Annotated in this window: 29 protein-coding genes; 16 read left to right on the top strand and 13 right to left on the bottom strand. The window is 66.4% G+C overall.

All coding sequences use genetic code 11. The features are described 5' to 3' along the window. Positions 1-28 precede the first annotated feature (28 nt). The 3 genes from AC1RMY_RS01625 to AC1RMY_RS01635 form a co-directional block, all read right to left on the bottom strand. A complete protein-coding gene (locus tag AC1RMY_RS01625; protein WP_492862193.1) occupies positions 29-223 on the bottom strand; it encodes a hypothetical protein in 195 nt (64 codons plus the stop codon). Between the two features lie 211 nt (positions 224-434). Further along, positions 435-1,127: a class I SAM-dependent methyltransferase gene (locus tag AC1RMY_RS01630; RefSeq protein ID WP_492862194.1), complete on the bottom strand. Its 693-nt coding sequence runs from the start codon at positions 1,125-1,127 to the stop codon at positions 435-437. 74 nt (positions 1,128-1,201) lie between these two features. After that, on the bottom strand, positions 1,202-2,908 hold the full coding sequence (locus tag AC1RMY_RS01635) for a serine/threonine dehydratase (RefSeq protein WP_492862195.1): 1,707 nt from the start codon (positions 2,906-2,908) through the stop codon (positions 1,202-1,204). 104 nt (positions 2,909-3,012) lie between these two features. Here AC1RMY_RS01635 and AC1RMY_RS01640 point away from each other — a divergent pair, with 104 nt between their 5' ends. Next, entirely contained in the window at positions 3,013-3,888 is an 876-nt protein-coding gene (locus AC1RMY_RS01640; protein WP_492862196.1) for an HpcH/HpaI aldolase/citrate lyase family protein, read from the top strand. 81 nt (positions 3,889-3,969) lie between these two features. Here the strand turns inward: AC1RMY_RS01640 and ppa are convergent, their stop codons facing one another. Further along, on the bottom strand, positions 3,970-4,506 hold the full coding sequence (gene ppa / locus AC1RMY_RS01645; protein ID WP_492862197.1) for an inorganic diphosphatase: 537 nt from the start codon (positions 4,504-4,506) through the stop codon (positions 3,970-3,972). A gap of 183 nt (positions 4,507-4,689) precedes the next feature. Between ppa and AC1RMY_RS01650 the strand changes: the two genes are divergently transcribed. Next, complete coding sequence (locus AC1RMY_RS01650; protein WP_492862198.1) at positions 4,690-5,412, top strand: fused DSP-PTPase phosphatase/NAD kinase-like protein; 723 nt, start codon at positions 4,690-4,692, stop codon at positions 5,410-5,412. Positions 5,413-5,418: 6 nt separating this feature from the next. Here the strand turns inward: AC1RMY_RS01650 and AC1RMY_RS01655 are convergent, their stop codons facing one another. The 3 genes from AC1RMY_RS01655 to hmuQ form a co-directional block, all read right to left on the bottom strand. After that, complete coding sequence (locus AC1RMY_RS01655) at positions 5,419-6,876, bottom strand: hypothetical protein (protein WP_492862199.1); 1,458 nt, start codon at positions 6,874-6,876, stop codon at positions 5,419-5,421. Positions 6,877-7,017: 141 nt separating this feature from the next. After that, positions 7,018-7,545 carry a heme utilization cystosolic carrier protein HutX gene (gene hutX / locus AC1RMY_RS01660; protein WP_492862200.1) on the bottom strand — a complete coding sequence of 176 codons (528 nt, stop codon included), beginning with the start codon at positions 7,543-7,545 and terminating at the stop codon, positions 7,018-7,020. A gap of 9 nt (positions 7,546-7,554) precedes the next feature. Next, complete coding sequence (gene hmuQ, locus AC1RMY_RS01665) at positions 7,555-7,902, bottom strand: heme-degrading protein HmuQ (protein ID WP_492862201.1); 348 nt, start codon at positions 7,900-7,902, stop codon at positions 7,555-7,557. A 341-nt stretch (positions 7,903-8,243) separates the two neighbouring features. Between hmuQ and AC1RMY_RS01670 the strand changes: the two genes are divergently transcribed. The 4 genes from AC1RMY_RS01670 to AC1RMY_RS01685 all read left to right on the top strand — a co-directional run bounded on the left by AC1RMY_RS01670 (position 8,244) and on the right by AC1RMY_RS01685 (position 11,723). Continuing rightward, positions 8,244-9,143: a heme/hemin ABC transporter substrate-binding protein gene (locus AC1RMY_RS01670; protein WP_492862202.1), complete on the top strand. Its 900-nt coding sequence runs from the start codon at positions 8,244-8,246 to the stop codon at positions 9,141-9,143. Between the two features lie 26 nt (positions 9,144-9,169). Then, positions 9,170-10,246, top strand: a complete 1,077-nt coding sequence (locus AC1RMY_RS01675; RefSeq protein ID WP_492863541.1) for a FecCD family ABC transporter permease — start codon at positions 9,170-9,172, stop codon at positions 10,244-10,246. Between the two features lie 7 nt (positions 10,247-10,253). Then, entirely contained in the window at positions 10,254-11,072 is an 819-nt protein-coding gene (locus AC1RMY_RS01680; protein ID WP_492862203.1) for a heme ABC transporter ATP-binding protein, read from the top strand. Positions 11,073-11,192: 120 nt separating this feature from the next. Next, positions 11,193-11,723 carry a L,D-transpeptidase gene (locus AC1RMY_RS01685; protein ID WP_492862204.1) on the top strand — a complete coding sequence of 177 codons (531 nt, stop codon included), beginning with the start codon at positions 11,193-11,195 and terminating at the stop codon, positions 11,721-11,723. 10 nt (positions 11,724-11,733) lie between these two features. On the opposite strand, the gene AC1RMY_RS01690 is transcribed toward AC1RMY_RS01685, so the two are convergent. Continuing rightward, positions 11,734-12,681 (bottom strand): NAD(P)-dependent oxidoreductase, encoded by a 948-nt coding sequence (locus AC1RMY_RS01690; protein WP_492862205.1) that lies wholly within the window; start codon positions 12,679-12,681, stop codon positions 11,734-11,736. A 238-nt stretch (positions 12,682-12,919) separates the two neighbouring features. On the opposite strand from AC1RMY_RS01690, the gene AC1RMY_RS01695 reads away from it, so the two are divergent. Further along, positions 12,920-13,237, top strand: coding sequence for a DUF2853 family protein (locus AC1RMY_RS01695; protein WP_492862206.1), 318 nt, complete (start codon positions 12,920-12,922; stop codon positions 13,235-13,237). Positions 13,238-13,347: 110 nt separating this feature from the next. Here the strand turns inward: AC1RMY_RS01695 and AC1RMY_RS01700 are convergent, their stop codons facing one another. Continuing rightward, complete coding sequence (locus AC1RMY_RS01700) at positions 13,348-14,649, bottom strand: class I SAM-dependent methyltransferase (RefSeq protein WP_492862207.1); 1,302 nt, start codon at positions 14,647-14,649, stop codon at positions 13,348-13,350. A 632-nt stretch (positions 14,650-15,281) separates the two neighbouring features. On the opposite strand from AC1RMY_RS01700, the gene dctP reads away from it, so the two are divergent. The 9 genes from dctP (at position 15,282) to AC1RMY_RS01745 (ending at position 22,934) form a co-directional block, all read left to right on the top strand. Continuing rightward, the gene (dctP, locus tag AC1RMY_RS01705) at positions 15,282-16,340 is read left to right on the top strand and encodes a TRAP transporter substrate-binding protein DctP (RefSeq protein ID WP_492862208.1); all 1,059 of its coding nucleotides are present in this window, start codon (positions 15,282-15,284) and stop codon (positions 16,338-16,340) included. A gap of 64 nt (positions 16,341-16,404) precedes the next feature. Next, entirely contained in the window at positions 16,405-16,917 is a 513-nt protein-coding gene (locus tag AC1RMY_RS01710; protein ID WP_492862209.1) for a TRAP transporter small permease subunit, read from the top strand. Continuing rightward, a complete protein-coding gene (locus AC1RMY_RS01715) occupies positions 16,914-18,227 on the top strand; it encodes a TRAP transporter large permease (protein WP_492862210.1) in 1,314 nt (437 codons plus the stop codon). The genes AC1RMY_RS01710 and AC1RMY_RS01715 overlap by 4 nt, the downstream gene beginning before the upstream one ends. A gap of 143 nt (positions 18,228-18,370) precedes the next feature. Continuing rightward, positions 18,371-18,685, top strand: coding sequence for an NIPSNAP family protein (locus AC1RMY_RS01720; RefSeq protein WP_492862211.1), 315 nt, complete (start codon positions 18,371-18,373; stop codon positions 18,683-18,685). Continuing rightward, positions 18,682-19,500 carry an alpha/beta fold hydrolase gene (locus tag AC1RMY_RS01725; protein ID WP_492862212.1) on the top strand — a complete coding sequence of 273 codons (819 nt, stop codon included), beginning with the start codon at positions 18,682-18,684 and terminating at the stop codon, positions 19,498-19,500. Before AC1RMY_RS01720 ends, AC1RMY_RS01725 begins: the two co-directional genes overlap by 4 nt. Further along, positions 19,497-20,303, top strand: a complete 807-nt coding sequence (locus AC1RMY_RS01730; RefSeq protein ID WP_492862213.1) for an aspartate dehydrogenase — start codon at positions 19,497-19,499, stop codon at positions 20,301-20,303. The genes AC1RMY_RS01725 and AC1RMY_RS01730 overlap by 4 nt, the downstream gene beginning before the upstream one ends. Positions 20,304-20,352: 49 nt before the next feature. After that, positions 20,353-21,156 carry an SDR family oxidoreductase gene (locus tag AC1RMY_RS01735; protein ID WP_492862214.1) on the top strand — a complete coding sequence of 268 codons (804 nt, stop codon included), beginning with the start codon at positions 20,353-20,355 and terminating at the stop codon, positions 21,154-21,156. Between the two features lie 3 nt (positions 21,157-21,159). Continuing rightward, on the top strand, positions 21,160-21,930 hold the full coding sequence (locus AC1RMY_RS01740; protein ID WP_492862215.1) for an SDR family NAD(P)-dependent oxidoreductase: 771 nt from the start codon (positions 21,160-21,162) through the stop codon (positions 21,928-21,930). Between the two features lie 41 nt (positions 21,931-21,971). After that, on the top strand, positions 21,972-22,934 hold the full coding sequence (locus AC1RMY_RS01745; RefSeq protein WP_492862216.1) for a dihydrodipicolinate synthase family protein: 963 nt from the start codon (positions 21,972-21,974) through the stop codon (positions 22,932-22,934). A 58-nt stretch (positions 22,935-22,992) separates the two neighbouring features. On the opposite strand, the gene AC1RMY_RS01750 is transcribed toward AC1RMY_RS01745, so the two are convergent. From AC1RMY_RS01750 to AC1RMY_RS01765, 4 genes are all read right to left on the bottom strand, one after another. Beyond that, a complete protein-coding gene (locus AC1RMY_RS01750) occupies positions 22,993-23,724 on the bottom strand; it encodes an amino acid ABC transporter ATP-binding protein (RefSeq protein WP_492862217.1) in 732 nt (243 codons plus the stop codon). Then, positions 23,705-24,358, bottom strand: a complete 654-nt coding sequence (locus AC1RMY_RS01755; protein WP_492862218.1) for an amino acid ABC transporter permease — start codon at positions 24,356-24,358, stop codon at positions 23,705-23,707. The genes AC1RMY_RS01750 and AC1RMY_RS01755 overlap by 20 nt, the downstream gene beginning before the upstream one ends. Continuing rightward, the gene (locus AC1RMY_RS01760) at positions 24,358-25,047 is read right to left on the bottom strand and encodes an amino acid ABC transporter permease (protein WP_492862219.1); all 690 of its coding nucleotides are present in this window, start codon (positions 25,045-25,047) and stop codon (positions 24,358-24,360) included. Before AC1RMY_RS01760 ends, AC1RMY_RS01755 begins: the two co-directional genes overlap by 1 nt. Before the next feature lie 128 nt (positions 25,048-25,175). Then, the gene (locus tag AC1RMY_RS01765) at positions 25,176-25,979 is read right to left on the bottom strand and encodes a transporter substrate-binding domain-containing protein (protein WP_492862220.1); all 804 of its coding nucleotides are present in this window, start codon (positions 25,977-25,979) and stop codon (positions 25,176-25,178) included. Positions 25,980-26,081: the final 102 nt, after the last annotated feature.

The following is a 26,081-nucleotide window of genomic DNA, read 5'->3' on the forward strand; positions in this document are numbered from 1 at the left end:
GGGCGTCCCGGCCGGGCTCCGGCGAGCTTCAGGACTCGGGTTTGGCGGAGGGATGCTCGAGGTCGGCGACACGGTAGCGTCGTCCGGTCCAAAGCCTGATGATATGCCGAACCAGTCCGGCAATGACGACGACCAGCGGCAGCGCGAAGATCGCGCTGTCACTGAAGGCGAGCCACAGTGTCAGGCAGATCGTTGCAATGAGGGCGAGCGTCGGTAGGAGCATCACCATGCCATAGGGTGAGCCCGATCGCTCGCGACCTCAAGGGTCGGAGCGCTGGGATGCTTAGCAAAACCTTCGGGACCGGGTGGGCGAGTTAACCGCACGCCGTAGCGCCGGCGCTGCGGGGGGACTGCATCGTGCGAGCCGTAAGGACGGGGTCGAGCATCTGATCGGCTGCCGGCAATTTGGGGCGCGCTGCGGACCAACCCCGAATTCAGGCCGGAACCTTGAGATGGTGCAGGCGCAGCGGCTGGCGCAGCAGATAGCCGCCTTTCACATACTCGGCGAGAATGTGGAAGCGCTTCATCACCTTCTCACGCTCCTCCAGAGCCCTCTCCTTGCGCGAGGGATCGACCGCAACCACGCGGTCGATGAAGTCGGAGACCGTCGGATAAATCTCAACCCGGTCGTATTCGCTGCATTCCGCCAGCAGCAGGGGGCCGCTACGCAGGGCGGCGGCGATGGCCTCTTGCGCCGCCAACCGGATCAGCGTTTCGTCCTCGATCGGCCGCATCGATTCGAAGAAGGTGCCCTCCGGCAACGGCTCGACGATGACGACATCGCCGCCGGGCTCGACGATGCGGGCAGCCTCGGCGATTGCGCCGGCCATGCCGGAAGCCGGGACATGATGCAGGCTGTTGACGAAGATCGCGGCATGCATGGCGGCATCGACGAAGGGCAGGCTCTCGGCGCCCGCCTGGCGCAGGATCGCCGTCGGTGCGGTCTTGCGCGCCTCGGCCAGGGCCTCCTGATCCGGGTCTATCCCTGCGACCTTGGCACCGAGCCCGGCCAGCGCGGCGAGCAGGGTGCCGCGGCCGCAGCCGATCTCGACGATCCGACGCTCATCGAGCGGAGCGAGGATCGTCCGGAGGATCCTCAGCGTGTCGTTGACCGGGCGTGCTGCCATGACGGGCAAGCCTAGCGCATCACCACCGGGGCAAGGCAAGCGTTCCCCCGGTGGGCCTGTTCAAAACTCGCCGATCAGCCGACCAGAGAGGCGAGTTTGGTCAGATCGATATTGGCGCCGCAAACCAGCACGCCCAGGCGCTCGCCGGCCGCGGGCTTGTAGGCGCCGCAGAGCAGGGCGCCCAGCGCGGCTGCGCCACCGGGCTCCGCCGCGAGCCTGAAATCGCGCCAGAGCGTCACCTGTGCCTTTGTGATCGCCATGTCGGGCACGAGCACGACATGGTTTACGGTATCCTTGCAGACCTCGTAGACGAGCGGGCCGACATTGCGGGCGCCGAGCGAATCGGCGGCGACAGAGGCAACCTTGACCTCGGTTGGGCCCTTTGCCTCAAGCGCGGCCTGCAGGGCGCGCGAACCCTCCGGCTCGACACCGACGACCTTGACCTTCGTGCCGGCGAACCAGGAGGCGATGCCGGAGATCAGCCCGCCGCCTCCGACGGCGACCAGCACCGTATCGAGATCGGGCTCCTGTCCCTGCCATTCGCGGCCAAGCGTGCCCTGGCCGGCGATGGTTTCCTTGGCTGCGAAGGGGTGGATTTTGAGCGCGCCGGTCTCCTCGACAAAGCGGTCGCAGGCGGCCTGTGCGTCATCGTACTGCGCGCCACCGATCACGACCTCGGCACCGAAGCGCCGGATCGCCTCGATCTTGGCGGCCGGCGAGATCTCGGGGACGAAGATCGTCGCCTTCACGCCTCGCGACCGGGCGGCATAGGCGACGGCCGCGCCGTGATTGCCGCCCGACGCTGCCGAGACGCCGGCAGCCGACACCGGCAGCGAGAGCAGGTTGTTGAAGGCGCCGCGTGTCTTGAATGAGCCAGCATGCTGCAGGCATTCGAGCTTGAGCGAGATGTCGGCGTCGGAACCGAAGGCGCCGGTGCCCAGCCGCATCACGGGGGTCACGCGGGCATGGCCGGTGATGCGCTGCGCGGCCGCCTCTATCATCGGGCGGGGAACGGGGCGGTCGGTCATCGTGGAATCCTGCGCTTGTGTATGATCCGGCCGATACGTCCAGATCGCGATGGGAAGCCCGTGGCTATCGCGTCGCGGCGGATCGGGGAAGGGCTTTCCACGCCCGTCAAGGATGCGCCGGGCGACGACCAGGGCGGCCAGCGCGTCGAGGGCGTCGTCGGCGGCCGCGCCTTTCGGGGGGCGTGCCCGGACGGCGTCGAGCGGCAGCCCGGCAGCGACGAGGAGAGTCTGCCGTTCGGCCATGCCGGCGGGATTGATCGTTCCCTTGATCTTCTTTGGGTGGATCAGGGGCGCGCCCCGCATGGTCGCGAAGGCGAGTTCGGGGTGAATCTCATAGATGCGGTCGCACAAGGCCGGCTCAGCTCGCAACAGGGCGTCGATCTCGCGAATGCGCGGGAAGAGATGAAAGCCCTGTTGCGAGACCTTGCGCGGCGGCTGCGACGTCGCCAGCGCCAGGCGGCAAGCCTCGCTGTAATTCGGCGCCTGGACGGCCGCGCGGGCAGGTATCGAGAAGACCGAGGATTGGCGCTGGCCCAGCAGGGGCCGCACCAGTTGCTCCGGGCCGCGTCCCGAACCGTCGATCCGGTCGGGCAGGCCGATCGGCATGTCGACGGCGATCAAGGCCGGGCTTTCGGCCAGCAGTTCGGCGAGGCTGGCGATGACGCGCAGGATTGGTGGCGTATCGCTTGCGAGGTCGAGGATGGCCGCTATCCAGCCCGCCTTGCAGCCATCGACTCCCGCGATCCAAGCCATATCCCGCCCCCCTCATCCGTCTTTCGGAGAACTGACGTTGCATGCGCGTCACGTCTAGTGTGCAGTGCAATGCAGCTTGGTCCACTGGCGTCAGGAGAGACCCCATGCCGACGATCCGTCCGCGCCGCAGCGTGCTCTACATGCCTGGTTCGAATGCCCGCGCCCTCGAAAAGGCTCGCGAGATTTCCGCCGATGCCCTGATCCTCGATCTGGAGGACGCGGTCGCGCCCGACGTCAAGGCCGCGGCGCGCGACCAGGTCTGCGCAGCCGTCAAGGCCGGCGGCTATGGCCGGCGAGAACTCATCATCCGCACCAACGGTGTCGATACGCCCTGGTTCAAGGACGATCTCGCGGCCGCGGTCGAAGCCGATCCGGCTGCGATCCTGATCCCGAAGGTCTCGGCGCCCGAGACGCTGCAGCAGATCGGAGTGCAACTCGACGGGCTCTGGGCAAAGCCGGAATTGCGGATATGGGCGATGATCGAGACGCCGCTCGCGATCCTCGACGTCGAGCGGATCGCGCGCGCGGCGCGCGATCCGCGGGCAAGGCTGTCCTGCTTCGTGATGGGCACCAATGATCTCGCCAAGGAGACGCGCGCGCGCTTCGTGCCGGGCCGCGCGCCGATGCTGCCCTGGCTGACCAGCGCGATCCTGGCGGCGCGGGCACACGGCATCGACATTCTCGACGGCGTCTACAACGACATGAAGAACGAGGACGGCTTCAGGGCCGAATGCGAGCAGGGCCGCGATCTCGGCTTCGACGGTAAGACGCTGATCCATCCGAACCAGGTGGCGCTCGCCAATGCCGTCTTCGCGCCGGACGAGGCGGAGCTGGCCCAGGCCCGCTCGATCATCGCCGCGTTCTCCGAGCCGGAGAACCAGGGCAAGGGCGCGATCCAGCTCGGTGGCCGCATGATCGAGCTGCTGCATGCCGAGATGGCGAAGCGGGTGGTGGCACTCGGCGAGGCGATCGGGGCCTGAACGAGCAAGGGCCGCTCGCGCGACCCTTCCCTCATCATCTGCTGCCCAGAAATCTTCTCTCCGCGAGGGGAGAAGGATTCTTCACTTCTTCGCGGCCTTGGCGCGGTCCATCGCTTCGACGATGAGTTGCTTTGCCTTGGCGGCATCGCCCCAGCCGGTCAGCTTGACCCATTTGCCGGGCTCCAGATCCTTGTAGTGCTCGAAGAAGTGCTGGATCTGGTCGAGCGTGATCTTCGGCAAGTCGGTGTAATTGTGGACGTTCTCGTAGCGCTTGGTCAGCTTCGGGACCGGCACCGCGATGATCTTCTCGTCGCCGCCGCCCTCGTCCTCCATCATCATCACGCCGATCGGCCGGACCGCGATATAGGAGCCGGGGATCAGCGGGCGCGTATTGGCGACCAGCACGTCGCAAGGGTCGCCGTCCTCGGAGAGGGTGTGCGGGATGAAGCCGTAGTTTCCGGGATAGCGCATCGGCGTATAGAGGAAGCGATCGACGAAGAGCGTGCCGGCTTCCTTGTCCATCTCGTACTTGATCGGCTCGCCGCCGATCGCCACCTCAATGACAACATTGACTTCGTCGGGAGGATTCTTGCCGATGGAGATGGCGTCGAGGCGCATTGTCTTGGAACCTGTCAGAATTGGATACGGGCGTCTTATGAGGGTTCGCGCGGGAAACGCCAAGCCCGACCTTCGCACCAGGGTAAACCCCGCCGATTTGCGTGATTCCCGCAGCGCTGGTATCGGGCGCGTCATGACATGTCATTCGAGCCGCGCCGGCCATGCGACGCATGGGGGCCGCCTGTGCTGAACCGCCTGCGCCCCGATGAGGAACGCTATGCGCGGCGCATGGCCCGCATAGCGCGCTGGGATCGGCCGATCGAAAGCCGTGGCCAGCGTTTTCGCGCCTGGGCCAACATGCTGCTGGTCGACCACGGCATCTTCCGCCTGGCCTATCTGAATGCGCACAGGGTTACGCCGCGGCTGTGGCGGGCTGCCCAGCCGGCGCCGGGGCAGATCGCCTGGTTCGCCAGCCAGGGCGTGAAGACTATCGTCAACCTGCGCGGCGGACGCGAGCACGGCGCCTGGCCGTTGCAGCGCGAAGCCTGCGAGCGGCACGGCATCAAGCTCGTCGAATTCGTGCTGCGCTCGCGCGGCGCGCCCGATCGCGAGACCATCCTCGCTGCCGGGGATTTCTTTGCGAGCCTGAAGGAACCTGCGCTGGTGCACTGCAAGTCGGGAGCGGACAGGGCGGGCTTCTTCGCCGCGCTCTATCTGCTGATCCATGAGGGCCGCCCTTTGGCCGAGGCGATGCGCCAGCTGTCGCTGCGCTACGGCCATTTCCGCTTCGCCAAGACCGGCATTCTCGACGCGTTCTTCGAAGCCTACCGGGTCGAGGGCGAAGCCAGGGGCATCGCCTTTCTCGACTGGGCGCGGGACATCTATGACCCGGTGCGGCTCGAGGCCGGCTTCAAGCCGGGCTTCTTCTCGTCGCTGCTGGCCGACGGGCTGATCCGCCGGGAGTAAGAGGGGTCAGGACGCGGCGGAACGCGCACACACGACCTCCACAGCGTCGGGTCGCCGGTCACCCTCGCCGAGCCAGACGAACAGGATATGGGCCGCCGCGCGGGCGATCGAGATTCCCCCAACGACATAGAGAAGCTCCCGCGACAGCGCTCCGAACCACAGAATCGCCGTAACGATAGCGATCAGGGCGATGGCGTGGGATGCGAGCTGCCAGGCGGTTGTGCGCGACATTGCGGCGATGTCGTGCAGCGGGTTGAATAGCGCGACGCCGGCGTAAAACAGCGTCATCACGGCAACCACATCGCCGAGGCCTGCCCATTTGCTGCCGTCGAACACACTGCCGAACAGCTGCGCGGTGATCGCGATCGGCGCGAAGACACCGATTATGCTTGCGATGAGGCCGAGCATGGCCCAGCGCACCCAAAACCGTCGCCGCTGCCCGGCCTGGGCACGCAGCCCATTCATGAGAAGCGGACCTGACACCATGCCGAACATCTGCGTCGGCATGTCGAGCAATCGCATCGCCAGAGCGACTTGGGCGGCCAGCAATGGGTTGGCGGCATAAGGCAGGGCCAGCAACGGAGCGGCCGTGAAGCCGAAGGAAAGCAGTGCGGAGGGAAGCAGAATGCGCGGTGCGTCGCTCCATAGGCGCATTCCGCCGGCCAGTTCGCGCAGAGACCACAGACGAGGATGGACCAGGCGGAGGAGGTTGGCGCGGCGACGCACGACGAGGTAGAGCGTAGCGACCCAGTTGCCGAGCGCATCCGCCAGGAACAAGGCGAGTGCCTTCGGGCCGAACAGGCCGATCAGCAGCAGCATGACAATGGGCTGAACGACGGATTGGACGAGATTGCTGTTCCCGATCGCGCGGAAGTCCCCTTCCGCGGTGGCTTCGGCCCAGAGCAGGCGCAGGATGCTGCGCGACGCCAGCGAGAAGAAAAAGATCAGGGCGATGGCGGGTGGCAGCCAGCCAAGCGCCACGATTGCGCCCATGACGATGGCGCTGAGCCCCAGAAAGGCGACGCCGCTGGCCATGGCGAGCCGGAAGGCCAGGCCGAGATGGCTATGGTCGCTGCTGCGGAAGAAGACTGCCTCCAGCCGCATCAGGGCCGGGAGAGAGACGAAGGCCGCGGCCGCGGAGAAGACGGCGAAGGCGGCGAAGATGTGTGGCGGGCAGAAATAGGCTGCGATCAGCAGCCCCCAGACCGAAATAAGCCGGGCCTGGACGAAGCGCAGGCCGAGCATCGCGGCCGAGCCGAAGCCCTGGCGCAGCGCCGGCACGCGTCTCGCGACAAAGCGGCGGCCCTGCGCGAGGGCAAGGGCCGGGCGGCTGGGCGGAAAGCTCGCCCGCTCGAGGATAACATGCGCAACCATCTCGACATCCGCGGCTGGATTATCGGGCAGGCCGTCATCCTGCGGGTCGGCATGGTTGCCGGACGCCGATTCGTCGACAGTTGCGCTCACGCTGGCTTGGCCTTGGACAATCGAGGCTGCGCCAGCATGGTTAAGGGCCGGTAAAGACAAGGCATGACGAACTGCTGTTAGGGCCTGCGCCCGGGAATGGCGCGAGGACAGACCCTACAAATCAGGCCGCGCGATGGCCGGTCAGACGAATTTCGTCTTCAGGTTCTCGAAACGCGCGAGCTGATCCGGCAGCAGGGCGCGCTGGGCATCACGGCGCACGAAGATCTTGAACATCACGTCGCCGGCGCCGTTGAAGAACTGCACCGAGCAGGCTCGGCGCCCCTGGCCCGAAGCGCGGTCGACGAGGTAGATCGCCTTGCAGTTCTCGGCCTTGATATGGCCGCCGATCGGGCTGTCGCCATGGATGTTGTAGTAGCCATGGCCGAAGCTGCCGACCGGCAGCGTGCCGACGCATTCCAGCACGACGTCGGGCGTGTGCATCAGGAACAGCACCTCGCCCCAGGTCGCGATGTCCTGCCACAGGGCCTCGAAACGCTCGGCCGCAACGAAAAGCCGCTGCTCGCGCGGAAGCTGTTCGAGCGCGGTCTGGGTCGAGACGCCGGCCTCGCGGGCGATCGCCTCGATCAGCCCGTCGGGCTTGGCTGCGAGGAGGTCACGGACGCGCTGGACCGCGTCCTGAGCGGGAGCTACGGCTTCGATCGTCGACATGATCAAGCCTTACTCTGCCGCCTGGAGGGGGCGATGCGGGTTGATCTCGCTGAGAACGGTCTCGAAACCCTCGAACTCGGGATGACCGACGAAGAGCGGCTTCTCGCGCTTCTGGCCGGCGCTGCGGTGCGAGTCGCGGAACTGCTCGGACTTCGTCCAGGCGGTGAAATCGTCCTTGGAGGCCCAGGTGGTGTGGGAGGAATAGAGCGTATGATCCTCCCTCTCCGGTCCTTTCAGCAGGTGGAAGGCGAGGAAACCCGGCATCTCGTCGAGGCGGCTCTTGCGCGAGGACCAGACGGTCTCGAACGCGGCTTCCTCACCCTTCGCGACCTTGAAGCGGTTCATGGCGATGAACATCGGGATCTTCCTGTCTTCTGGCTCTGGCCCGGCGGGATGACATGCCGATCGGGTCTGTTGTCACGAGGTGGCGATGCGGCGCACTCAAAGACCGTGCCGCACCCTCACCTTGCCCTTGACCGCTTCTAGTAAAGCTGAATATCAACGTCAATAACGCTGACGTAATTCTCAGTTTTGAATAATTAAAAACTAGGAAGTACTTGGCGAATTGGCAATAGCGTCGGCGCCATGGCTCTTCGATCTTCGGGCGAAGAGGGGCCGCCGGCTATCGGGAGATCCACATTATGGTCGTGCGCTCCGCCCGTGCGGCAGATCGACGTCGGCAGCCCGACAGGCGCGAGGTGTCCGCGGCGCTCGGCCTGACGCTGCTTGCCGCATGCAGCCTCGTCCTGCCTGCGGGCATTGCCGGTCCTGCTCTGGGCCAGGCGCCGGAGCGCATCGTCGCGGTGGGCGGCGTGATCACTGAGGTGATCTACGCGCTCGGCCTGCAGGACCGTGTCGTCGGTGTCGACTCGACCAGCCAGTTTCCGCCTGATGCCCTGCGCGACAAGAAGAATGTCGGCTATGTCCGGGCTCTGTCGGCGGAGGGCGTGCTGTCGCTCAAGCCCTCGCTCGTGATGATGATCGAGGGAGCCGGGCCGCCCGGCGCCGTTGCCTTGCTGAACGAGTCCGGCGTCAAGATCGCGCGGATTTCGGACGAGACCAGCGCTGAGGGCGTAGCGAGCAAGATCGAGGCGATCGGCGCGGTGCTCGGTGCTGCGGAGCCGGCCGGTCGACTGGCGGCGCAGACGCGCGCTCGCTTCGAGGAACTGGCGACGCTGCGCGGCGCCATCGCCAAGCCGCGCCGGGTGCTGTTCGTGCTGTCGCTGCAGAACGGCCGCGTCATGGTCGGCGGACGCAACAGCTCGGCCGACGCGATCATCCGGCATGCCGGCGGCGTCAACGTCGCCGACGGCATCGATGGCTACAAGACGATGACCGACGAGGCGATCATGGCTGGCGCGCCGGACATGATCCTGATGATGCGCAACAGCGGCAGCCACAACACCACGCCGGACGAGCTGTTCGCGATGCCGGCCTTCGCCGAGACCCCGGCCGCGAAGCAGAAGCGGCTCACCACCATGGACGGGCTCTATCTGCTCGGTTTCGGCCCGCGCACCCCGCTCGCCGCCCGTGACCTGATGGCGGCGATCTATCCGGAAGCCGCGATTCCGCCGCTCAAGACGGCGAACGCCCCGTGACGCTCGCGGCTCCACCGGTGTCGGCCCTGCCTGTCGGCCTTGCGACGCTGATCGCGGGGCGGCGTCGGCTCGCCCTCTTCGCGGTGGTCGGTCTGGCGCTGGGCTGTCTGGTGCTGACGCTGGTCGCGATCGGCCAGGGCGCCATCGCCATCCCGCCCGGCCGCGTCGCCGAAATCCTGTGGGCGAGGCTGACCGGTGATGCCGCGCTGCTCGAGGGGCGCGACGTTCTCGTCGTGATGAACATCCGCCTGCCGCGCGTGCTGCTCGGCCTACTGGTCGGTGCTGGACTTGCCGTGTCCGGCGCGCTGATGCAGGGCCTGTTCCGCAACCCGCTGGCCGATCCCGGCCTCGTCGGCGTCTCCGCCGGGGCGGGGCTCGCGGCGGCGGCGACGATCGTGCTGGGCGATCGGTTCCTGACGGGCACGCTGATGAAGCTGCCCTTCGCGGTGCTGCCCTTCGGCGCGTTCTGCGGCGGGCTGATCTCGACGCTGGTGCTCTACCTGATCGCCACGCGCGAGGGCCGGACCTCGGTCGCGACCATGCTGCTGGCCGGCGTCGCGCTCGGCGCACTCGCCGGGTCCATGACCGGGCTGCTCGCCTTCATCTCGGACGATCGCCAGTTGCGCGACCTGACCTTCTGGTCGATGGGCAGCCTCGGCGGCGCGAGCTGGACCAAGCTGACGGCGATCGCGCCGATCATCATCCCACTGCTGCTCGCCATGCCGCTGCTGGCGCGCGGCTTGAACGGGCTGATGCTGGGTGAGGCTGAGGCCTATCATCTCGGCATCCCCGTCCAGCGCATCAAGGCGCTGGCGATCCTGCTGGTCGCGCTCGCGGTCGGCGCCAGCGTCGCCTCGGCCGGACTGATCGGCTTCGTCGGGATCGTGGTGCCGCATCTGATCCGCCTCGCGGTCGGCCCCGACCATCGCCTGTTGCTGCCGCTCTCGGCGCTCGGCGGGGCGATCCTGCTCGTCGGTGCCGATATCGTCGCCAGGCTGATCGTGGCGCCGGCTGAACTGCCGATCGGTATCGTCACCGCCGCGATCGGCGCGCCCTTCTTCCTGTGGCTGCTGCTGCGGCGTTCGGGGCCGCTCGATGTCTGAGGCCGGCATGACCGACGCCCTCGTCTCCGCCCGGGGACTGAGCTTCCAAGCCGGCGGGCGGGCGCTCGTCGGCGACGCCACGCTCGACCTCTTGCCGGGCACGACCACGATCCTGATCGGCCCGAACGGCGCCGGCAAATCGACATTGCTGAAACTCATGACCGGCGAGGCCAAGGCGTCGCGCGGGGATGTCAGTATCGACGGCGAGAAGCTGCATGCGATCCCGGCCTGGCGGCTCGCCTGCCTGCGCGCGGTGATGGCGCAGCACGCCCGGCTGGTCTTCCCGTTCAGCGTCTATGAGGTGGCGAGCCTCGGCGTCGACGGCATCGGCCGGGCGCTGTCGCGCCAGCGCCGCGAGGCATTGGTCGGCGAATGCCTGGCGGCGGCGGGTGTGCTCGATCTCGCCGGCCGGCGCTACCAGACGCTGTCCGGAGGCGAGCAGCAGCGCGTGCAGTTCGCCCGCGTGCTCTGCCAGATCGAGGCCGGTCGCAGCGTCGCCAGCCGGCAGGCGCTCTTCTTGGACGAGCCGATCGCCAGCCTCGACCTCTGCCATCAGCTCGCACTGCTCGACATGGCCCGTGCGATCGCCGCGCGCGGCGTCGCAGTGCTGATCGTGCTGCACGACCTCAACCTGGCCGTGACCTATGCCGATCATCTGGTGGTGATGGACCAGGGCGCGATCATCGCGCAGGGAGCGCCAGCGAAGACGCTGGACGATGCGCTGCTGCGACAGGTCTTCAAGGTGAACCTCTCGCTCAGCCGCGCTCCGTCGCCGGGCCTGCCCTTCCTGCTGCCGCAGCAGCACCGGCTGAACCCCGCCGCCTGACTGTTTTCGCCGATTCAGGGCGGATTCATCCTGAATCGAGGCTTCACCATATCGCTCAACCGCTGATTCAGGCGGTTCACGCCACATCTCCCGCCTGTTTTCCGTGCGGGAGTTTGCACCATGACCAGACGCCACGCTTCGATCGACATTCTGCTCGCGGGCGCCGTTGCGCTGCCGTTCACGCTTTTCGGCACCGGCCCGGCGGCGGCGCGCGACGTCGTGCAACTCAGCGATGCGCGCTTCCATCCCGGCACGATCGTCATCCGCACGGGCGAGCGCCGGCTCTATCTCGTGATGGGGCGCGGCGAGGCGATCCGCTACACCGTCGCGGTCGGGAAGGCCGGCAAGCAGTGGCATGGCGTCAAATATGTCGAGGAGATGCAGGTCGATCCGGCCTGGAGCCCGCCGGCTTCTGTCAAGCGCGACAACCCCCGCCTGCCGGACGTCATTCCCGGCGGTTCGCCGCGCAATCCGATGGGCGCGCGCGTGATCGGTCTCGGGCCGGGCGGGGAATACGCCATCCACGGCACCAACATGCCGGGCACGATCGGCACGGCGGCGTCCTATGGCTGCTTTCGCATGCACAACCAGGACGTCGCCGATCTCTATGCCCGCGTCCGCATGGGCACGCCGGTCGTGGTTCTGCCGTGAGGGACCGCTGCTAGAGCGGAACGCCCGAGGGGAGGGGCTTGCCGGCGAAGAAGGCCTCGAGATTGCGCAGTAGCAGGGCTTGCTGGGCGGCCTGGGCGCTGTCGGCCATGGCTGCGATATGCGGGGTCAGGACGACGTTGTCGATCGCCTTGAGGCGTTCGGGGACGTTGGGCTCGTTCTCGAAGACGTCGAGGCCGGCGCCGGCGATGACGCCCTGTTCCAGCGCATCGCAGAGTGCCTCCTCGTCGACGGCGATGCCGCGCGAGATGTTGACGAGATGGCCCTTGGGCCCCAGCGCCTTCAACACCTCCGCATTCACGGCGTGGCGGTTCTCTGCGCTGGCGCGAACGGCGACCATCAGCACATCCGACCATTCGGCGAGGCCAAGCAGGCTGTCCTTGTAGAGATAGGGCAGTTCCGGGCGCTGCGAGCGGTTGTGATAGCCGATCTCCATGCCGAAGGCGCTCGCCATCGTTGCGATCCGCGCCCCGATCGCGCCGAGCCCGTAGATTCCGAGCCGGCGGCCGGCGAGGCCGGGCACGATCGGCATGCGCTCGATCGCGGTGCCGCTCCAGCGGCCGCCGCGGATGAAGCGGTCGCCCTTGCCGATCTGGCGCACGCTCGTGATCATCAGGCCCATCGCGAATTCGGCGACGGCGGCGGCATTGGCGTCGGCTGCGTTGCTGAGCAGGACCCCTTGCGCTTTCGCATGCGCCTGATCGACGCCCTCGATGCCGGTGCCGTAGCAGGCGACGAGGCCGAGCTGAGGCAGGGCCTTCATCAGATCAGCACTCGTGCGCCAGCCGCCGACGGTCAGCAGGACGCGAGCCGCCTCGGCGCCAGGCGGCAGGGCATCCGGCGTCGCACGTTCCATCGGCCCGAGCAGTTCGTAATCCTCGCGCAGCCGCGCAACCAGCGTGGCAGGCATCTTGGGGGCCATGAGGATCGTCGGCTTCATCGGTCGGTCTGCTCCATCATCGGTGCTGCATCGCAGCATTTCGGAGCGTCCGGCTCAACCCGCGCGACCGCTGGGGCGGCATCCTTCCCGCGCATCACGGTACCGTCGCGCGATGCCTCCCAAAAAGGCGACGGTGGGTAAGCTGACCCCTCGCATGCGACAAAAAAGCGCGTTAACGTTTCCGGGCGCGACAGTAACCAACCGGGCGTAGCGCTGCCCGGCTCAACAGGGGCTACAGATGGATCATCTTGCCGACGTCAAGAAGTTCGCCAAAAAGCCACTCAACGAAGCGGCCTTCGCGGGCATGTCGAAGTCGTACGCACTCGTCATGAGCAAGCCCGACACCCGCTATGTCGCCTGCTCCGATGCGGCTGAACTGGAGCGTGTCCGCGAGAACTTCCTGAAAAAGAAGCTCGGCCTGAAGACAGCCGATCTCGATGCCTCAGTGAAGGCGATCTGCGAGCACATGAAGGCCGACAAGACCAAATCCCGCCTGACCTTCTATTATCTGCTCGCCGAGCATTACGGGAAGCTCGATCTCTTCGTGAAGAAGTAGGCCGGACTTCGCCACGTCATCTCCGGGCTTGATCCAAGGATCTCTCCAATGAGAGCTTTCTCCTCCTGGGATGGTCGGCTCAAGGCCGACCATGACGCTGGCAACGTCGATCAGCGATACAGATCCGCCCGTGTCAGCGGCAGGCCCGAGGCGCCCTTGCGGCGCTTCGAGACCAGGGTCTGGTTGACCAGCGCGCCACCGCGCTCGAAGGCGAGCGAGCAGCCGGCGAGATAAAGCAGCCACATCCGCGTACGCTCGGGGCCGATCTCGGCCTCGGCCTCGGCCTTCCTGGCCTCCAGCCGCTCCCACCACAGCCGCGTTGTGCGCTGATAGTGCTCGCGCCAGCCCTCGACATCGTGCACTTCGAAGCCGTAGCGCTCGAGATTGGCGATCGACATGCCCAGATGATCGAGTTCGCCACCGGGGAAGATGTAGCGCACCAGCGCGCGATACTCGGCCGGCATCTTGTTGAAAGCCTTGTCGGTCTTCTTGGCCCGGCGCGAGATGGTGTGGTGGAGATAAAGTCCGCGTGGGCGCAGCAGCCGGTTCACCGCCTGGAAATATGACGGGTGGTTGGCGATGCCGACATGCTCGAACATGCCGATCGACGAGATCTTGTCGAACTGCCCCTCCATCTGAGTGAAGTCCTTGAGATGGAGCGTGACCTTGTCGCCCAAGCCGAGCCGTTCGACCTTCTCGCGAGCAAGCGCCAACTGCTCTTCGGCCAATGTCACGCCATGGGCCTCGACGCCGTAATGCCGGGCGGCATGGCAGATCAGCGCACCCCAACCGCAGCCGATGTCGAGAAGGCGGTCGCCGGGCTCGAGACGAAGCTTACGGCAGATCATGTCGAGCTTGTCGCGCTGGGCGCGGTCGATATCGCCGTGGTCCTCGGTGAAATAGGCGCAGGTGTAGACCATCTCCTCGTCGAGGAAGAGCCGGTAGAAGGCGTTCGAGACGTCGTAGTGATAGGCGATGTTGGCCTTGTTGGTTTCGGGGGCGCCATCGCGGGCGATCTCGTCGCCCTTGAGATGGCCGACGCTGCTCGGTGCGGTGCCCGGCGCGAAGATGAAGCGGCGCAGCACGTCGAGCACGGCGCCTTTCGGGATATTGCGGGCGAGGCGACCGACCTTGCCCTCGGGCCGCGCCGTCGCGAGGTCGAAGATCGAGCCGTTGAGCAGGGCGATGCGGTCGCTGATGTGCAGGTTCAGCAGCGTGTCGAGCTTCGGCTTGCGGATGAGCGCCGCGACCGCGCCGGAATCGCGGATGGCGATGGCGAGCCCGTCCTGCGGCCAGTCGCCCGGAACGCTGCTGCCGTCCCAGAGCCGGAAGCCTAGCTTCAGCCCGAGTTTTTCATGCGCCTGCGAGAGGAGGCGCCGCAGCGCGGCGAGGCGTTTCTGGTCGCTGTCCATGCTCTTACCATCGGAGAGGCGGTCGAGACGTGTTTGGCCGGGCGCGGCGCGATTGGCAACCGCCACGCAGGAGGGGCGGGGCGGGAACGGTGTGCGAAGACGGCTCTGACGCGAACGGAAAAGTGACGATCACCGATATCGCACTTTGCGCCCCTCGCGCGCGTTCGATTGACAGCCGTCGTCGCCGGTTTCCTTTTGGGCCGGCCGCGCACTGCCAGGCTTGTGGATTTGATCTGGATCAAACTTGCCGCCCTATCAGATGCGTGCTGATATATAAGGCACGAAGGTTAGGTGGCGACGTTCACGCCAGTTTTTGTGGTTTGAAGACAGCGCCCGATGGTTTGGCCGCGCTTGGCTTGATCCTTGCCTTCTGTTTCGAGGTTCGGCCGTGCCGGATCGGGTGGGCGATATATGAGTGGCGCCGTCGCGCTTCCTGATGGCGCTCCGAAAGTCGGGACGCTGCGGAGGCCGGTGAGGCGTCCTTGAAATGAGGACGTGGCGGGCCAGGGCGATTTTCGTCGCCAGGCTCCGCCGCGGCAGGGTTTCCGCTGAAAATTGCGCGCTGCCGGACAAGGGCAGATCGGCCGACGCGCAGATGTCGACAGGGCCGCAACAGAGGGAAGGCTAACATCATGACCGGATTCAAGACCGTCGCCGCTGCGCTTGCCATGGCCGCCGGCATCTCGCTCGGGGCGCAGGGTGCGCTGGCGCAGAACAAGATGGAGCTCAACATGGCGACGCCCTGGGCGGGCGGGCACTGGCTCGACATCGGCGCCAAGAAATATGCTGAGAACGTTGAGAAGATGACCGAGGGTCGGATCAAGATCAACGTCTTCCCGGCCGGCGCGCTCGGCCCCGCGCTGAAGGTGACGGAGACGGTCCAGAAGGGCGTCGCCGATATGGGCCATAGCTGGCCGGGCTATGACTGGGCGGTCGACCGCACCGGCGCGATCTTCTCGGGCTGGTCGGCAGGGCCGAACCCCGAAGAAATGATGATGTGGCTCTACAATGGTGGCGGCGCCGATCTGTGGAAGCAGTGGCGCAAGGAGAAGTTCGACGTCGTCGCCTTCCCTTGCGGCGTGCTGGAGACCGAGTTCTTCATGCACTCGCACAAGCCGATCCGCACCGTCGAGGACATGAAGGGCCTCAAGCTGCGCACCTCGTCCTCCTGGGCCGAGATCGCGCCGATGCTCGGCGCCTCGACCGTGGTGCTGCCGGGCTCCGAAGTGTTCAGCGCGCTGGAGCGCAAGGTGGTGGACGCGATCGAATGGGGCGGCCCGGGCAGCAATCTGTCGGAAGGTTTTCACAAGGTCGCCAAATACGTGATCATGCCGGGCCTGCATGCGCCGTCCGGCGCGCATGACTGCGTCTTCAACAACGCGGTCTGGGCCAAGATCGGCGACAAGGACAAGCAGCTCCTGGAGCTGGCCGGTCGCCTGACAGTGCTCGACACCTATCTCGGCTATGCCAAGAGCGACCTCGACGCCTACAAGCAGATCAAGGCGTCGAGCATCGAGGTCGTCCAGGTCGATCCGAGCCTAACGGCGGCAGTGGTCAAGGCCTCCGGCGAGTGGGCCGACAAACAGGCCGCCTCGAACGCCTGGTTCAAGAAGGCCTATGACAGCCAGAAGGCTTTCATGGCTAGCGTGAAGCCGCTGAGCGAATTCCGCTTCGCCGTCGGCTCGCGCTGATCCTTCGCCTGTCGGCGGTCGCCCTCCGGGCTGCCGCCGACAGGCCTCCCGGCTCGAGGTTTCCATGCCCATCGTCCGTTTCATCAACATGCTCTCGCTGTGGTCCGGCCGCGTGGGGGCGCTGATCGTGCTGCCGCTGGTCCTGGCGATGGTGTACGAAGTCGTCAGCCGCTACCTCTTCGCAGCGCCGACGCAATGGGCCTTCGAGCTGAGCTACATGATGATGGGCTCGATCTTCCTGTTCGGCCTGTCCTATGCCGTTCTGGTCAACCAGCACGTCAATGTCGATTTCCTGCACCAGGTCCTGCCGCGCCGCGGCGTCGCGATCATCGACGCGATCGGCTATGTGCTGATGACCGGAATGCTGTTCTGGATCACCAATGCCCTGATCGGGAATGTCGCCAGTGTGTACCGCACCGGCGAGGGCACCGGGCTTTCGGCCTGGAACCCGCCGATCTGGCCCTATCGCGTGATCTACGTCCTCGGATTCGGGCTGTTTGCCCTGCAATGCCTCGCCAAAGCGATCGAGAACCTGCTGATCGTGTTCGGATATGAGACCGAAGGATCGGCTCGATGACATCACAGACCGTCCTCTGGATGTTCCCGGCGCTGCTGGGACTGATCTTCCTCGGCTTCCCCGTCGCCTTTTCGATGATGATCGCGGCGCTCGGCTTCGGCCTGATGCGCTTCGGCGGCACGCTGGTGCACCAGTTCGCGCAGCGCATCGACGATCTCTCGACCAACTACGTCCTGGGCGCGATTCCGCTGTTCATCTTCATGGGCTCCATCCTGGAGCGGGCTGGCATCGCCGAGCGGCTGTTCGATGCGCTCTACATGTGGACGCGCAGGCTGCCGGGCGGACTGGCGATTGCCGCCCTCCTGATGTGCACGATCTTCGCGGCTGCCAGCGGCGTCGTTGGCGCGACCGAGACGCTGGTCGGCATGCTCGCCATTCCCGCCATGGTGAAGCGCCACTATGACAGCAAGCTTATCGCGGGCACGATCTGTGGCGGCGGTTCGCTGGGCACGATCATTCCGCCGTCCGTGCCGGTCGTCGTCCTCGCGCCGATCGCGACGCTGCCGATCGGTGATCTTCTGGCCGGCATCCTGATCCCAGGCCTGACCATGTCGGGCCTGTTCATCCTCTACATTCTGGTCGCCTGTGGGCTGAAGCCGTCGCTGGCGCCGCCGGAGAAGGATCCCGATCCGCGCAGCCTGGGCGAGAAGATCAGGTTCACGCTGGTCGCGCTCGTGCCGCCGGGATTCCTGATCTTCACGGTGCTCGGCACCTTGTTCATGGGTCTGGCGACGCCCACGGAGGCCGCGGCCTGCGGTTCGCTGGGCGTCCTGCTGCTCGCCATCGTCTACCGGCGGATGAGCTGGCGCCTGCTGTTCCAGGCCTCGGTGCAGACCGTGTCGCTGACGGCGATGATCCTCGCGATCATTCTCGCGGGCGGCATGTTCTCGGGCGTGTTCTTCGCGTCGGGCGGCATGGCTGCGACCAAGGGCATCCTTGATGCGCTGGGGCTTTCGCCCTGGTCGGTGGTGGCGGCGATCCTGTTCGTCGTCTTCATCCTCGGCTTCCTGATCGACTCGATCTCGATCATCCTGATCGTCGTGCCGATCGCAATCCCGCTGGTGAAGAGCTTCGGGCTCGATCCGCTCTGGTTCTCGGTGGTGATGCTGGTGATGCTGCAGACCAGCTACCTGACCCCGCCGATGGCCCCCTCGATCTTCTACCTGAAAGCGATCGCACCGCCGACGATGCGGCTGCAGGACATGTACTGGGGCGTGATTCCATTCATCTGCTGCCAGTTGCTGGTGCTGCTGTTGCTGTTGTTCTTCCCGGCGATGGCGACCTGGATGCCGAAGGTGATGTATGGCTGAGGCCGCGCGGCGTGGCCGCGTCCCGCCCATGATGCGTATCGACCCGACGTGCATGGGCATGGCGCCCGCGTGAGCCGGTGTCCATGCTCGGCTGCGGCGGGCACGCCGTTGTGACCCGGCTTGGACGGGGGGAGGAGCTTCCTGTGATCTATGAAGAGCGGGATTATCGCATCAAGGCCGGCAAGCTGGCCGAGTTCGTGAAGATCTATGGCGAATACGGGCTGCCGCTGCAGAAGGAGCATCTCGGCGCATTCATCGCCTATTTCACCACCGAGATCGGCGAGCTGAACCATGTCGTTGCGCTGTGGAGCTACAACAGCCTCGACGAGCGCGCCGCCAAACGCAAGACGATGCTCGCCGATCCACGCTGGCAGGATTATCTCAAGCGCGTCGACGGGCTGATCGACATTCAGGATACGCGCATCCTGACCCCCGTTGCGTTTTCGCCGCTGCAATGAGCGCCGTTCCTGCATCTAGCGCCTTCTCGGTCACAACCAGGGACGGCGCGGTCCTGCAAGCCTTCGGCGAAGGCGAGGGGCCGGCGCTGCTGCTGGTCAGCGGTCTTGGCGGCACGGCCGGCTTCTGGAAGAGCAATGCCGCGACGCTGGCGCGGTCCTTCCGCGTCATCCGCTTCGACCAGCGCGGCATCGCGGCCAGCACACGTGGCGCCGCGTCCTGCACCATCGACCAGCTCGCCCTGGATTGCCTCGACGTGCTTGATGCCGCGGGCGTCGAGCGGGCCGTGCTGCTCGGCCATTCGACCGGGGGCTGCATCGGCCAGGCGCTCGGGCGGATCGCGCCGGAGCGGCTCGACGGGCTGATCCTGAGCGCGACCTGGCTCAGGCCTAGCCGTTATATGAGCGCGCTGTTCGGCGCGCGGCGCTCGATCCTGGATGAGAATCCGCAGGCCTATGCCGCGACCGCGGTGCTGATCTCCTATCCGCCGGTCTGGCTGGAAGCGAATTGGGGCGTCTACGAGGCGGCTCTCGCCGCGGCGCCGGCCTCGGCCGAGGCGCGTCAGGTCGTGCGCGAGCGCATCGACGCGCTGCTCTCCTTCGACGGTTCGGCCGACATCGCCGCGCTGCCGATGCCGACGCTGGTGCTGGGCGCGCGCGACGACATGATCGTGCCGTCCTTCCTGCAGGAGGAGCTGGCTGCGGCGCTGCCTGGCTCCCGTAAGATCCTGCTCGACAGCGGCGGGCATTTCTTTCCGGTCTCGCGGCCGGACGCCTTCACGGCCAAGGTCGTGGAGTGGATCGGAGAGCTCAGGTGAGTACCCGCCGCGTCGTCCTGATCGGCTATGGCGCGATCGCCGGAGACATCGCGGCGGCACTGCTCGCGGCGGAGGAGCCGGGCTATGCGCTCGGCGTGCTGCTGCGTCCGGGCTCGCCGTCGCGGGCGCGGGTGCCGGAGGGCGTCGCGGCCCTGTCGGGGCTCGATGAGGTCGCGGCCTTCGCGCCGGACCTGGTGATCGAGGCTGCCGGTCATGATGCGGTGCGCAGCAGCGTTCCGGGCTGCCTCGCGCTCGGCCTGCCGGTCCTGATCTCGTCGATCGGTGTGCTGCATGACGAGGCGTTCTTCGCTGAACTGGTCGCCACGGCGCGGAAGGGCGGCGGGCGGTTGCTGCTCGCCTCGGGCGCGCTCGGCGGGCTCGATTACGTTCGGGCCGTCAGGCACGCCAGGCAGCTCGAGCTGCGTTACCAGTCGCGCAAGCCGCCGGCCGCATGGAGCGGCGAATTGCGCGCGCTCGGCCACGACCCGGACGCCCTGTCGGAGCCGGTGACGCTGTTCTCGGGCACGGCGCGCGAGGCGGCTGCGCTCTACCCGCAGAACCTCAACGTCGCGGCGGCGCTGGCACTGGCGGGGCCGGGGTTCGAGGCGACCGGCGCCGATGTCGTCTGTGACCCGGCGGCATCCGGCAACATGCATGTGGTGACGGCGAAGAGCGAGTTCGGCACGATGTCGCTGGAAATCGCCAATCAACCTTCGCCGGCCAACCCGAAATCCTCCTGGATCGTCGGGCAGGCCTTGCTGGCGGCGGTCGAGCAGCATTTTTCGCCCGTGGTTATGCTGTGAGCGAACCTCGCTCGCCTCGCCATGGGGACGTCGGATGGAGGGCAAGACCATGAGGCTCGAAGGCAAGATCGCGATCATCACCGGCGGGGGCTCGGGCATCGGCCATGAGGCGTGCAAGCTTTTCGCCCGCGAGGGGGCGACCGTCATCGTCGCCGATCGTGATCTGACCGCAGCAGAACGCGTCGCCGCCGAGATCGCCGGGCAAGGCGGCAAGGCCCGTGCTCATCAGGTCGATGTCAGCAAGGAGGCGGAGGTCGTGACAATGATCGCCCGGACGGTCGCCGATCACGGCCGGCTCGACATCCTCGTCAACAATGCCGGCTATGGCTTCGCCGGTACGGTGGTCTCGACGTCGGAGGCCGACTGGAACGCGCTGATGGCGGTCAACGTCAACGGTGTCTTCCTCGGCTGCAAGCACGCTATCCCGGTCATGGAGAAGCAGGGCGGCGGCGCTATCGTCAACACCGCCTCGGCGGTCGCGAATGTCGGCATCTTCGATCGGGCGGCCTATGTCGCATCCAAGGGCGCGGTGGCGGCACTGACGCGCGCCATGGCCGTCGACCATGTCGGAGCCGGCATCAGGGTCAACGCAGTTGCGCCGGGCACGATCGCGACGCCCTATTTCAACAAGATCCTGAGCGGGCCGGACGGCGACGAACTGCGCAGCGGCCTCGAGGGGCGCCAGGCGATGGAGCGTCTCGGCCAGCCGATCGAGATCGCGCAGGCGATGCTCTGGCTCGCCAGCGACGAGGCCTCCTTCTGCACCGGCTCCGTCATGGTCGTCGATGGCGGCTGGACCGCGCGCGGCGACCGCAAACCCTTGAACCCGCGCACATCACAGAACAAGGCCTGACACATGTATGGACTGCAAGGACGCAAGGCGATCGTCACCGGCGCGGCACACGGCATCGGCCGGGCCATCGCGGCACGGCTGGTGGCGGAAGGCTGCGATGTCGGCATCTTCGATCTCGATCTGGCGGCGGCGAAGGCTGCGGCGGACGCGCTCGGGAAGGATGGCGGCAAGGTCGTGGTCGCGACCGGCGACGTGTCTTCTCGCGCCGATGTCGAAGCCGGCATCGGCGCCCTGAAGGATGCGCTGGGGCCGATCGACATCCTCGTGAACAATGCCGGCATCTGCAAGGTCGGCAAGCTGCTCGAGACCACCGAGGCGGAGTGGAAGGCGACCTTCGGCATCAATGTCGACGGGCTGTTCCACGTCACCCGCCAGATCGCGCCTGGCATGGTCGAGCGGCGTCGCGGGACGATCGTCAACATCGCCTCCTGGATGGGCAAGTCGGGCGTCGCCGCCTACGGCGCCTATTGCGCTTCGAAATTCGCAGTGGTCTCGCTGACGCAGTCGCTGGCGCTGGAGATCGGCGAATACGGCATCCGCGTCAACGCCGTGGCGCCGGGACTGATCGTCGAGACCAAGATGCGCGACGAATCCGAAATCCAGCGCGCCGCCGAGGGGCTGCCGACCGCCAAGGACCGCGCCAAGGCGATTCCGCTGCGCCGCGCCGGCCTGCCGTCGGACATCGCCAAGACGGTGGCCTTCCTGGCCTCCGACGAGGCGGACTACATCACCGGCGAAACCATCAGCGTGACCGGCGGCATCTGGAACGACTGATCGCCCGGCACGCGGGCTTCGCCATGCAGAAGGAGTCGACGATGCCCCGCTTCAAGGATTTCCGTCCCGCCGGCGTGATCCCGGCGACGCTGCTCGCGCTCAATCACGACATGTCGATCGACGAGCGCCAGACGCGTCGGCACCTGCGCGACTGTGCGCTGGTCGATGGCGTCAGCGCGGTGACGGTGAACGGCCATGCCTCCGAGGTGCATGCCTGTTCCTTCGAGGAGCAGAAGCAGATCCTCGCAGCGTCGCTGGCCGAGGTCGGCGACGCCGTGCCGCTGATCAACGGCATTTATGCGGACGGCTCGATCGAGGCGGCGCGGCTCGCGGCGATGGCGGCGCAGGAGGGGGCTTCGGCGCTCCTGGTCTTCCCGCCGAACAGCATGGCGATGGGCGGCCAGCTCCGGCCGGAAATGGCGGTCGCGCATTACCGGCGCATCGCGGACGCCACCGACCTGCCGATCATCGCCTTCCAGTATCCGATGGGCAGCGGGCTCGGCTATCCCTTCGAAACGCTGCTCGAGCTCTTCGACAAGGTGCCGACGATCGCCGCGATCAAGGACTGGTCGAACGACCCGATGCTGCACGAGAAGCACATCCGGACGTTCCAGAACCTGTCGCGGCCGGTCAATGTGCTGACGACGCATTCTTCGTGGCTGATGGCGTCGCTGACGCTGGGCTGCAACGGGCTCCTGTCCGGCTCGGGCAGCGTCGTCGCGGATCTGCAGGTGGCCCTCTGGCGGGCGGTGCAGGCAGGCGATCTCAAGGCGGCGCAGGCGGTGAACGACCGCATCGTTCCGCTGTCGCAGGCCTTCTATGCGCCGCCCTTCCTCGACATGCACAACCGCATGAAGGAGGCGCTGGTGCTGCTCGGTCGGCTCGACAAGTCGCTCGTGCGGCCGCCGCTGATGAAACTTCCGGAGGCCGAGATTGCGCGGATCAAGCAGGCACTCGACAAGGCCGGCATTGCGCGCGAAGGCGCCCTGGCGCTCGCGGCCTGAGGCCCGCACGCTCCGCCGGGGCGCTGGCACTGTTGCTTGGTGCCGTTACTTGGTGCTGTTACTTGGCGCCGGCGCTGACGAAGTTGCGCAGTTCCGGCGTCTGCGGGTTGCCGAAGACCTCCTTCGACGGGCCGCTCTCCCAGATCTTGCCCTGATGCATGAAGACGGTCGTGCTCGCGACATTGCGGGCGAAGTTCATCTCATGCGTCACCAGCAGCATGGTCATGCCGTCCCTGGCGAGCTTCTCCATGACCAGCAGCACCTCGCCGGTCAGCTCGGGGTCGAGCGCGGAGGTGACCTCGTCAAACAGCATCACCTTGGGCCGCATGGCGAGCGAGCGGGCGATCGCCACGCGCTGCTGCTGGCCGCCCGAGAGGTTGTCGGGGTAACTGTCGAACTTCTCGGAGAGGCCGACCTGCGCCAGCACTTCGCGCGCCAGGGTTTCGGCCTGCGCCTGCGGCACGTGCTGGGTGATGCGCGGCGAGAGCATGATGTTCTGGCCGACCGTCAGGTGCGGGAACAGGTTGTAGCTCTGGAAGACGATGCCGACATCCTTGCGGAGCTCGCGCAGCTTCTTCTGATCCTGCTCGACGACGTGGCCGGCGACCTCGATGCGGCCGGAATTGATCGCCTCGAGCCCGTTGATGCAGCGGAGCAGCGTGCTTTTGCCGGAGCCGGAGCGGCCGATGAGCGCGACGACCTGGCCCGTTTCGACATTGAGGGAGACGCCCTTCAGCACCTCCAGCTTGCCGAAGCTCTTGTGGACGTCGTCAATGAGAACGGCTGGCATTCATCACCTTTTCGAGATGGCGGCTGAGCCGGGACAGCGGGAAGCAGATCGCGAAATAGATCACCGCTACCAGCGAGAAGACCTGGAAGGCCTGGAAGGTGGCGTTGTTGACGAGCTGTCCGGCTCGCGAGAGTTCGACGAAACCGACGACCGAGACGATCGAGGTGTTCTTCACCAATTGGACGAGGAAGCCGACCGTTGGTGGCAGCGAGATGCGGACGGCTTGCGGCAGGATGACATAGCGATAGGTCTGTGCCGGCGTATGCGCCAGCGAAGCCGAGGCCTCCCATTGCTGGAACGGCACGGATTCGATCGAGCCGCGCCAGATCTCGGCGAGATAGGCGGAGACATAGACGGCGAGCGAGGCCGAGGCGGCGAAGAAGGGCGGCAGCTCGATGCCGATGATCGACAGCCCGTAATAGCTCATGAACAGGACCATGAGCACCGGGATCGACTGGATCACCAGGATGTAGCCGGCGGCGAAATTCCGGACCAGCTTGATCCGCGACAGCCGCATGATCGCGAAGGCGCCGCCGATCAGGCTGCCGATGACGAAGGAGATGGCGGTGAGCAGCAGCGTCCAGCCGGCTGCACGGAAGATGAACATGGCCTCGGGCCAACCGAAGGTCTGCATCAGGCGGCCTCCGCCTTGGAAGCGAGGCGGGCGAGGCCGGATACCTGCGGAAACAGCTTACGCCCGAGCCAGAGCAGGAAGACCTTCAGCGACAGTGCCATCACCAGATAGACGGCGGTGACGATGATGTAGGTCTCGAAGCTGCGGAAGGTGCGCTGCTCGACAATGGCGGCTGCTCCCGACAATTCCTGGACCGAGATGAAGGAGCAGATCGAGGAGGCAAGCATCATCAGTACGAACTGGCTCGACAGCGCCGGCCAGACCCGGGCGAAGGCGGGTTGCAGTACGACATACTGGAAGACCTGGCGGCGCGAGAGCGCCAGCGAGACGCCGGCCTCGAATTGCGACCTGTGGATCGAATCGACGCCGGCGCGAATGATCTCGGTCGAATAGGCGCCGAGATTGAGCGTCATGGTCAGCAGCGCCGCCTCGACGCCGGACATCCGGATGCCGAGCAGAGGCAGGCCGAAGAAGATCATGAAGAGCTGGATCAGGAAGGGCGTGTTGCGCATCAGCTCGACATAGGCGTCGACGACGTATCCGGCCCAGCGCCCGGCGAGCGTGCGCAGCGCCACGAGCAGCACCGCCAATGTACAGCCAAGCACGATCGCGCTGGCCGAAAGCACGATCGTCAACATGATCCCGTTCAGGATCAGGTCCGATTCGGCGAAGACGGGGTCGAACTGCAAGGAGAACTCCTCCCCATGTCAGGGGGCGGGCCGGGTCCCGGGATCAGGTGGGCGTTCTTGCCTGCGGGACAGCGGATCAGAGAGGCCGGCACGGGCCGATTGGCTCCGTGCCGGCGCGGTACGCGGTATCAGAAGGTGGGCAGCTGCGGCAGCGGGCCGCCGACCCACTTCTCGGAGATCGCGTTCAGCTCGCCATTCTGCTTGATGTAGTAGATCACGTTGTTCAGCCACTGCTGCAGCTCGAAGGCGTCCTTGCGGACGGTCATCGAGTTCGGCTGCATGCCGAAGAAGAACTTGACCTCGGTCTCGGTTTCGCCGCGCGCCTTGATGGCGGCGTTAGCCTGGGCGTCGGGGCCGGCGATGGCCTCGACCTGACCGGAGAACAGCGCCTGCATCGTGGTCGAGTCGTCCTCGAAGCGCAGGATGGTGAGGTTCAGCTCCTTCTCGCGGTTGACGAACTCGCGCTCGACGGAGGAGCCGCGATTGACGCCGACCTTCTTGCCCTTGAGATCGGCCCAGCTTTTGATCGCGGTGCCCTTCTTGGCGTAGATACCCATCTGGAAGGCGCTGTAGGGGATGGTGAACATCACCGCCTTGGCGCGCTCGGGGGTCGGGGCCAGCGTTGCGACGAGGAAGTCGACCTTGTTGGCTTCCAGCGCCGGAATGCGCGAGGGCGGGGTGAGCTGCACCACCTCGACCGGCAGGCCGATATATTTGCCGACGAGGGCGGCGACGTCAGCGTCATAGCCGATGGCGTTGCCGGTCGAGTCGACCGAGCCATAGGGCGGGGCGCCGATCAGCACGCCGATACGGACCTTGCCGCGCTTGGTTATGTCGGCCAGCGACTGGGCGGAGGCCTGGCCGGCGGCGAGCATGCCGGCGCCAAGCGCGAGCAGCGTGCCGGCGATCTTGAGATGCTTCATCAGGTTCATGGTGCCGTTTCCTCGGTTTGGCGACTGGTCACATGTTGTTGCTCCGGCTTCGTGCGGCCGGTTTGCTGGCGATTGGGCTCACTCTTCAAAGCATCGGATTGG

This window comes from Allobosea sp. GW822-FHT03F07 (assembly GCF_058801345.1).

Coding starts and splice junctions, on each gene's coding strand:
- AC1RMY_RS01745 (WP_492862216.1), top strand. CDS start 21,972: ATGCCCCGCTTCAAGGATTTCCGTCCCGCCGGCGTGATCCCGGCGACG.
- hutX (WP_492862200.1), bottom strand. CDS start 7,545: ATGTCGACGATCGAAGCCGTAGCTCCCGCTCAGGACGCGGTCCAGCGC.
- AC1RMY_RS01710 (WP_492862209.1), top strand. CDS start 16,405: ATGCCCATCGTCCGTTTCATCAACATGCTCTCGCTGTGGTCCGGCCGC.
- AC1RMY_RS01680 (WP_492862203.1), top strand. CDS start 10,254: ATGACCGACGCCCTCGTCTCCGCCCGGGGACTGAGCTTCCAAGCCGGC.
- AC1RMY_RS01740 (WP_492862215.1), top strand. CDS start 21,160: ATGTATGGACTGCAAGGACGCAAGGCGATCGTCACCGGCGCGGCACAC.
- dctP (WP_492862208.1), top strand. CDS start 15,282: ATGACCGGATTCAAGACCGTCGCCGCTGCGCTTGCCATGGCCGCCGGC.
- AC1RMY_RS01735 (WP_492862214.1), top strand. CDS start 20,353: ATGAGGCTCGAAGGCAAGATCGCGATCATCACCGGCGGGGGCTCGGGC.
- hmuQ (WP_492862201.1), bottom strand. CDS start 7,902: ATGTTCATCGCCATGAACCGCTTCAAGGTCGCGAAGGGTGAGGAAGCC.
- ppa (WP_492862197.1), bottom strand. CDS start 4,506: ATGCGCCTCGACGCCATCTCCATCGGCAAGAATCCTCCCGACGAAGTC.
- AC1RMY_RS01635 (WP_492862195.1), bottom strand. CDS start 2,908: ATGGCTTGGATCGCGGGAGTCGATGGCTGCAAGGCGGGCTGGATAGCG.
- AC1RMY_RS01700 (WP_492862207.1), bottom strand. CDS start 14,649: ATGGACAGCGACCAGAAACGCCTCGCCGCGCTGCGGCGCCTCCTCTCG.
- AC1RMY_RS01750 (WP_492862217.1), bottom strand. CDS start 23,724: ATGCCAGCCGTTCTCATTGACGACGTCCACAAGAGCTTCGGCAAGCTG.
- AC1RMY_RS01695 (WP_492862206.1), top strand. CDS start 12,920: ATGGATCATCTTGCCGACGTCAAGAAGTTCGCCAAAAAGCCACTCAAC.
- AC1RMY_RS01625 (WP_492862193.1), bottom strand. CDS start 223: ATGCTCCTACCGACGCTCGCCCTCATTGCAACGATCTGCCTGACACTG.
- AC1RMY_RS01725 (WP_492862212.1), top strand. CDS start 18,682: ATGAGCGCCGTTCCTGCATCTAGCGCCTTCTCGGTCACAACCAGGGAC.
- AC1RMY_RS01685 (WP_492862204.1), top strand. CDS start 11,193: ATGACCAGACGCCACGCTTCGATCGACATTCTGCTCGCGGGCGCCGTT.
- AC1RMY_RS01640 (WP_492862196.1), top strand. CDS start 3,013: ATGCCGACGATCCGTCCGCGCCGCAGCGTGCTCTACATGCCTGGTTCG.
- AC1RMY_RS01755 (WP_492862218.1), bottom strand. CDS start 24,358: ATGCAGACCTTCGGTTGGCCCGAGGCCATGTTCATCTTCCGTGCAGCC.
- AC1RMY_RS01715 (WP_492862210.1), top strand. CDS start 16,914: ATGACATCACAGACCGTCCTCTGGATGTTCCCGGCGCTGCTGGGACTG.
- AC1RMY_RS01690 (WP_492862205.1), bottom strand. CDS start 12,681: ATGAAGCCGACGATCCTCATGGCCCCCAAGATGCCTGCCACGCTGGTT.
- AC1RMY_RS01630 (WP_492862194.1), bottom strand. CDS start 1,127: ATGGCAGCACGCCCGGTCAACGACACGCTGAGGATCCTCCGGACGATC.
- AC1RMY_RS01765 (WP_492862220.1), bottom strand. CDS start 25,979: ATGAACCTGATGAAGCATCTCAAGATCGCCGGCACGCTGCTCGCGCTT.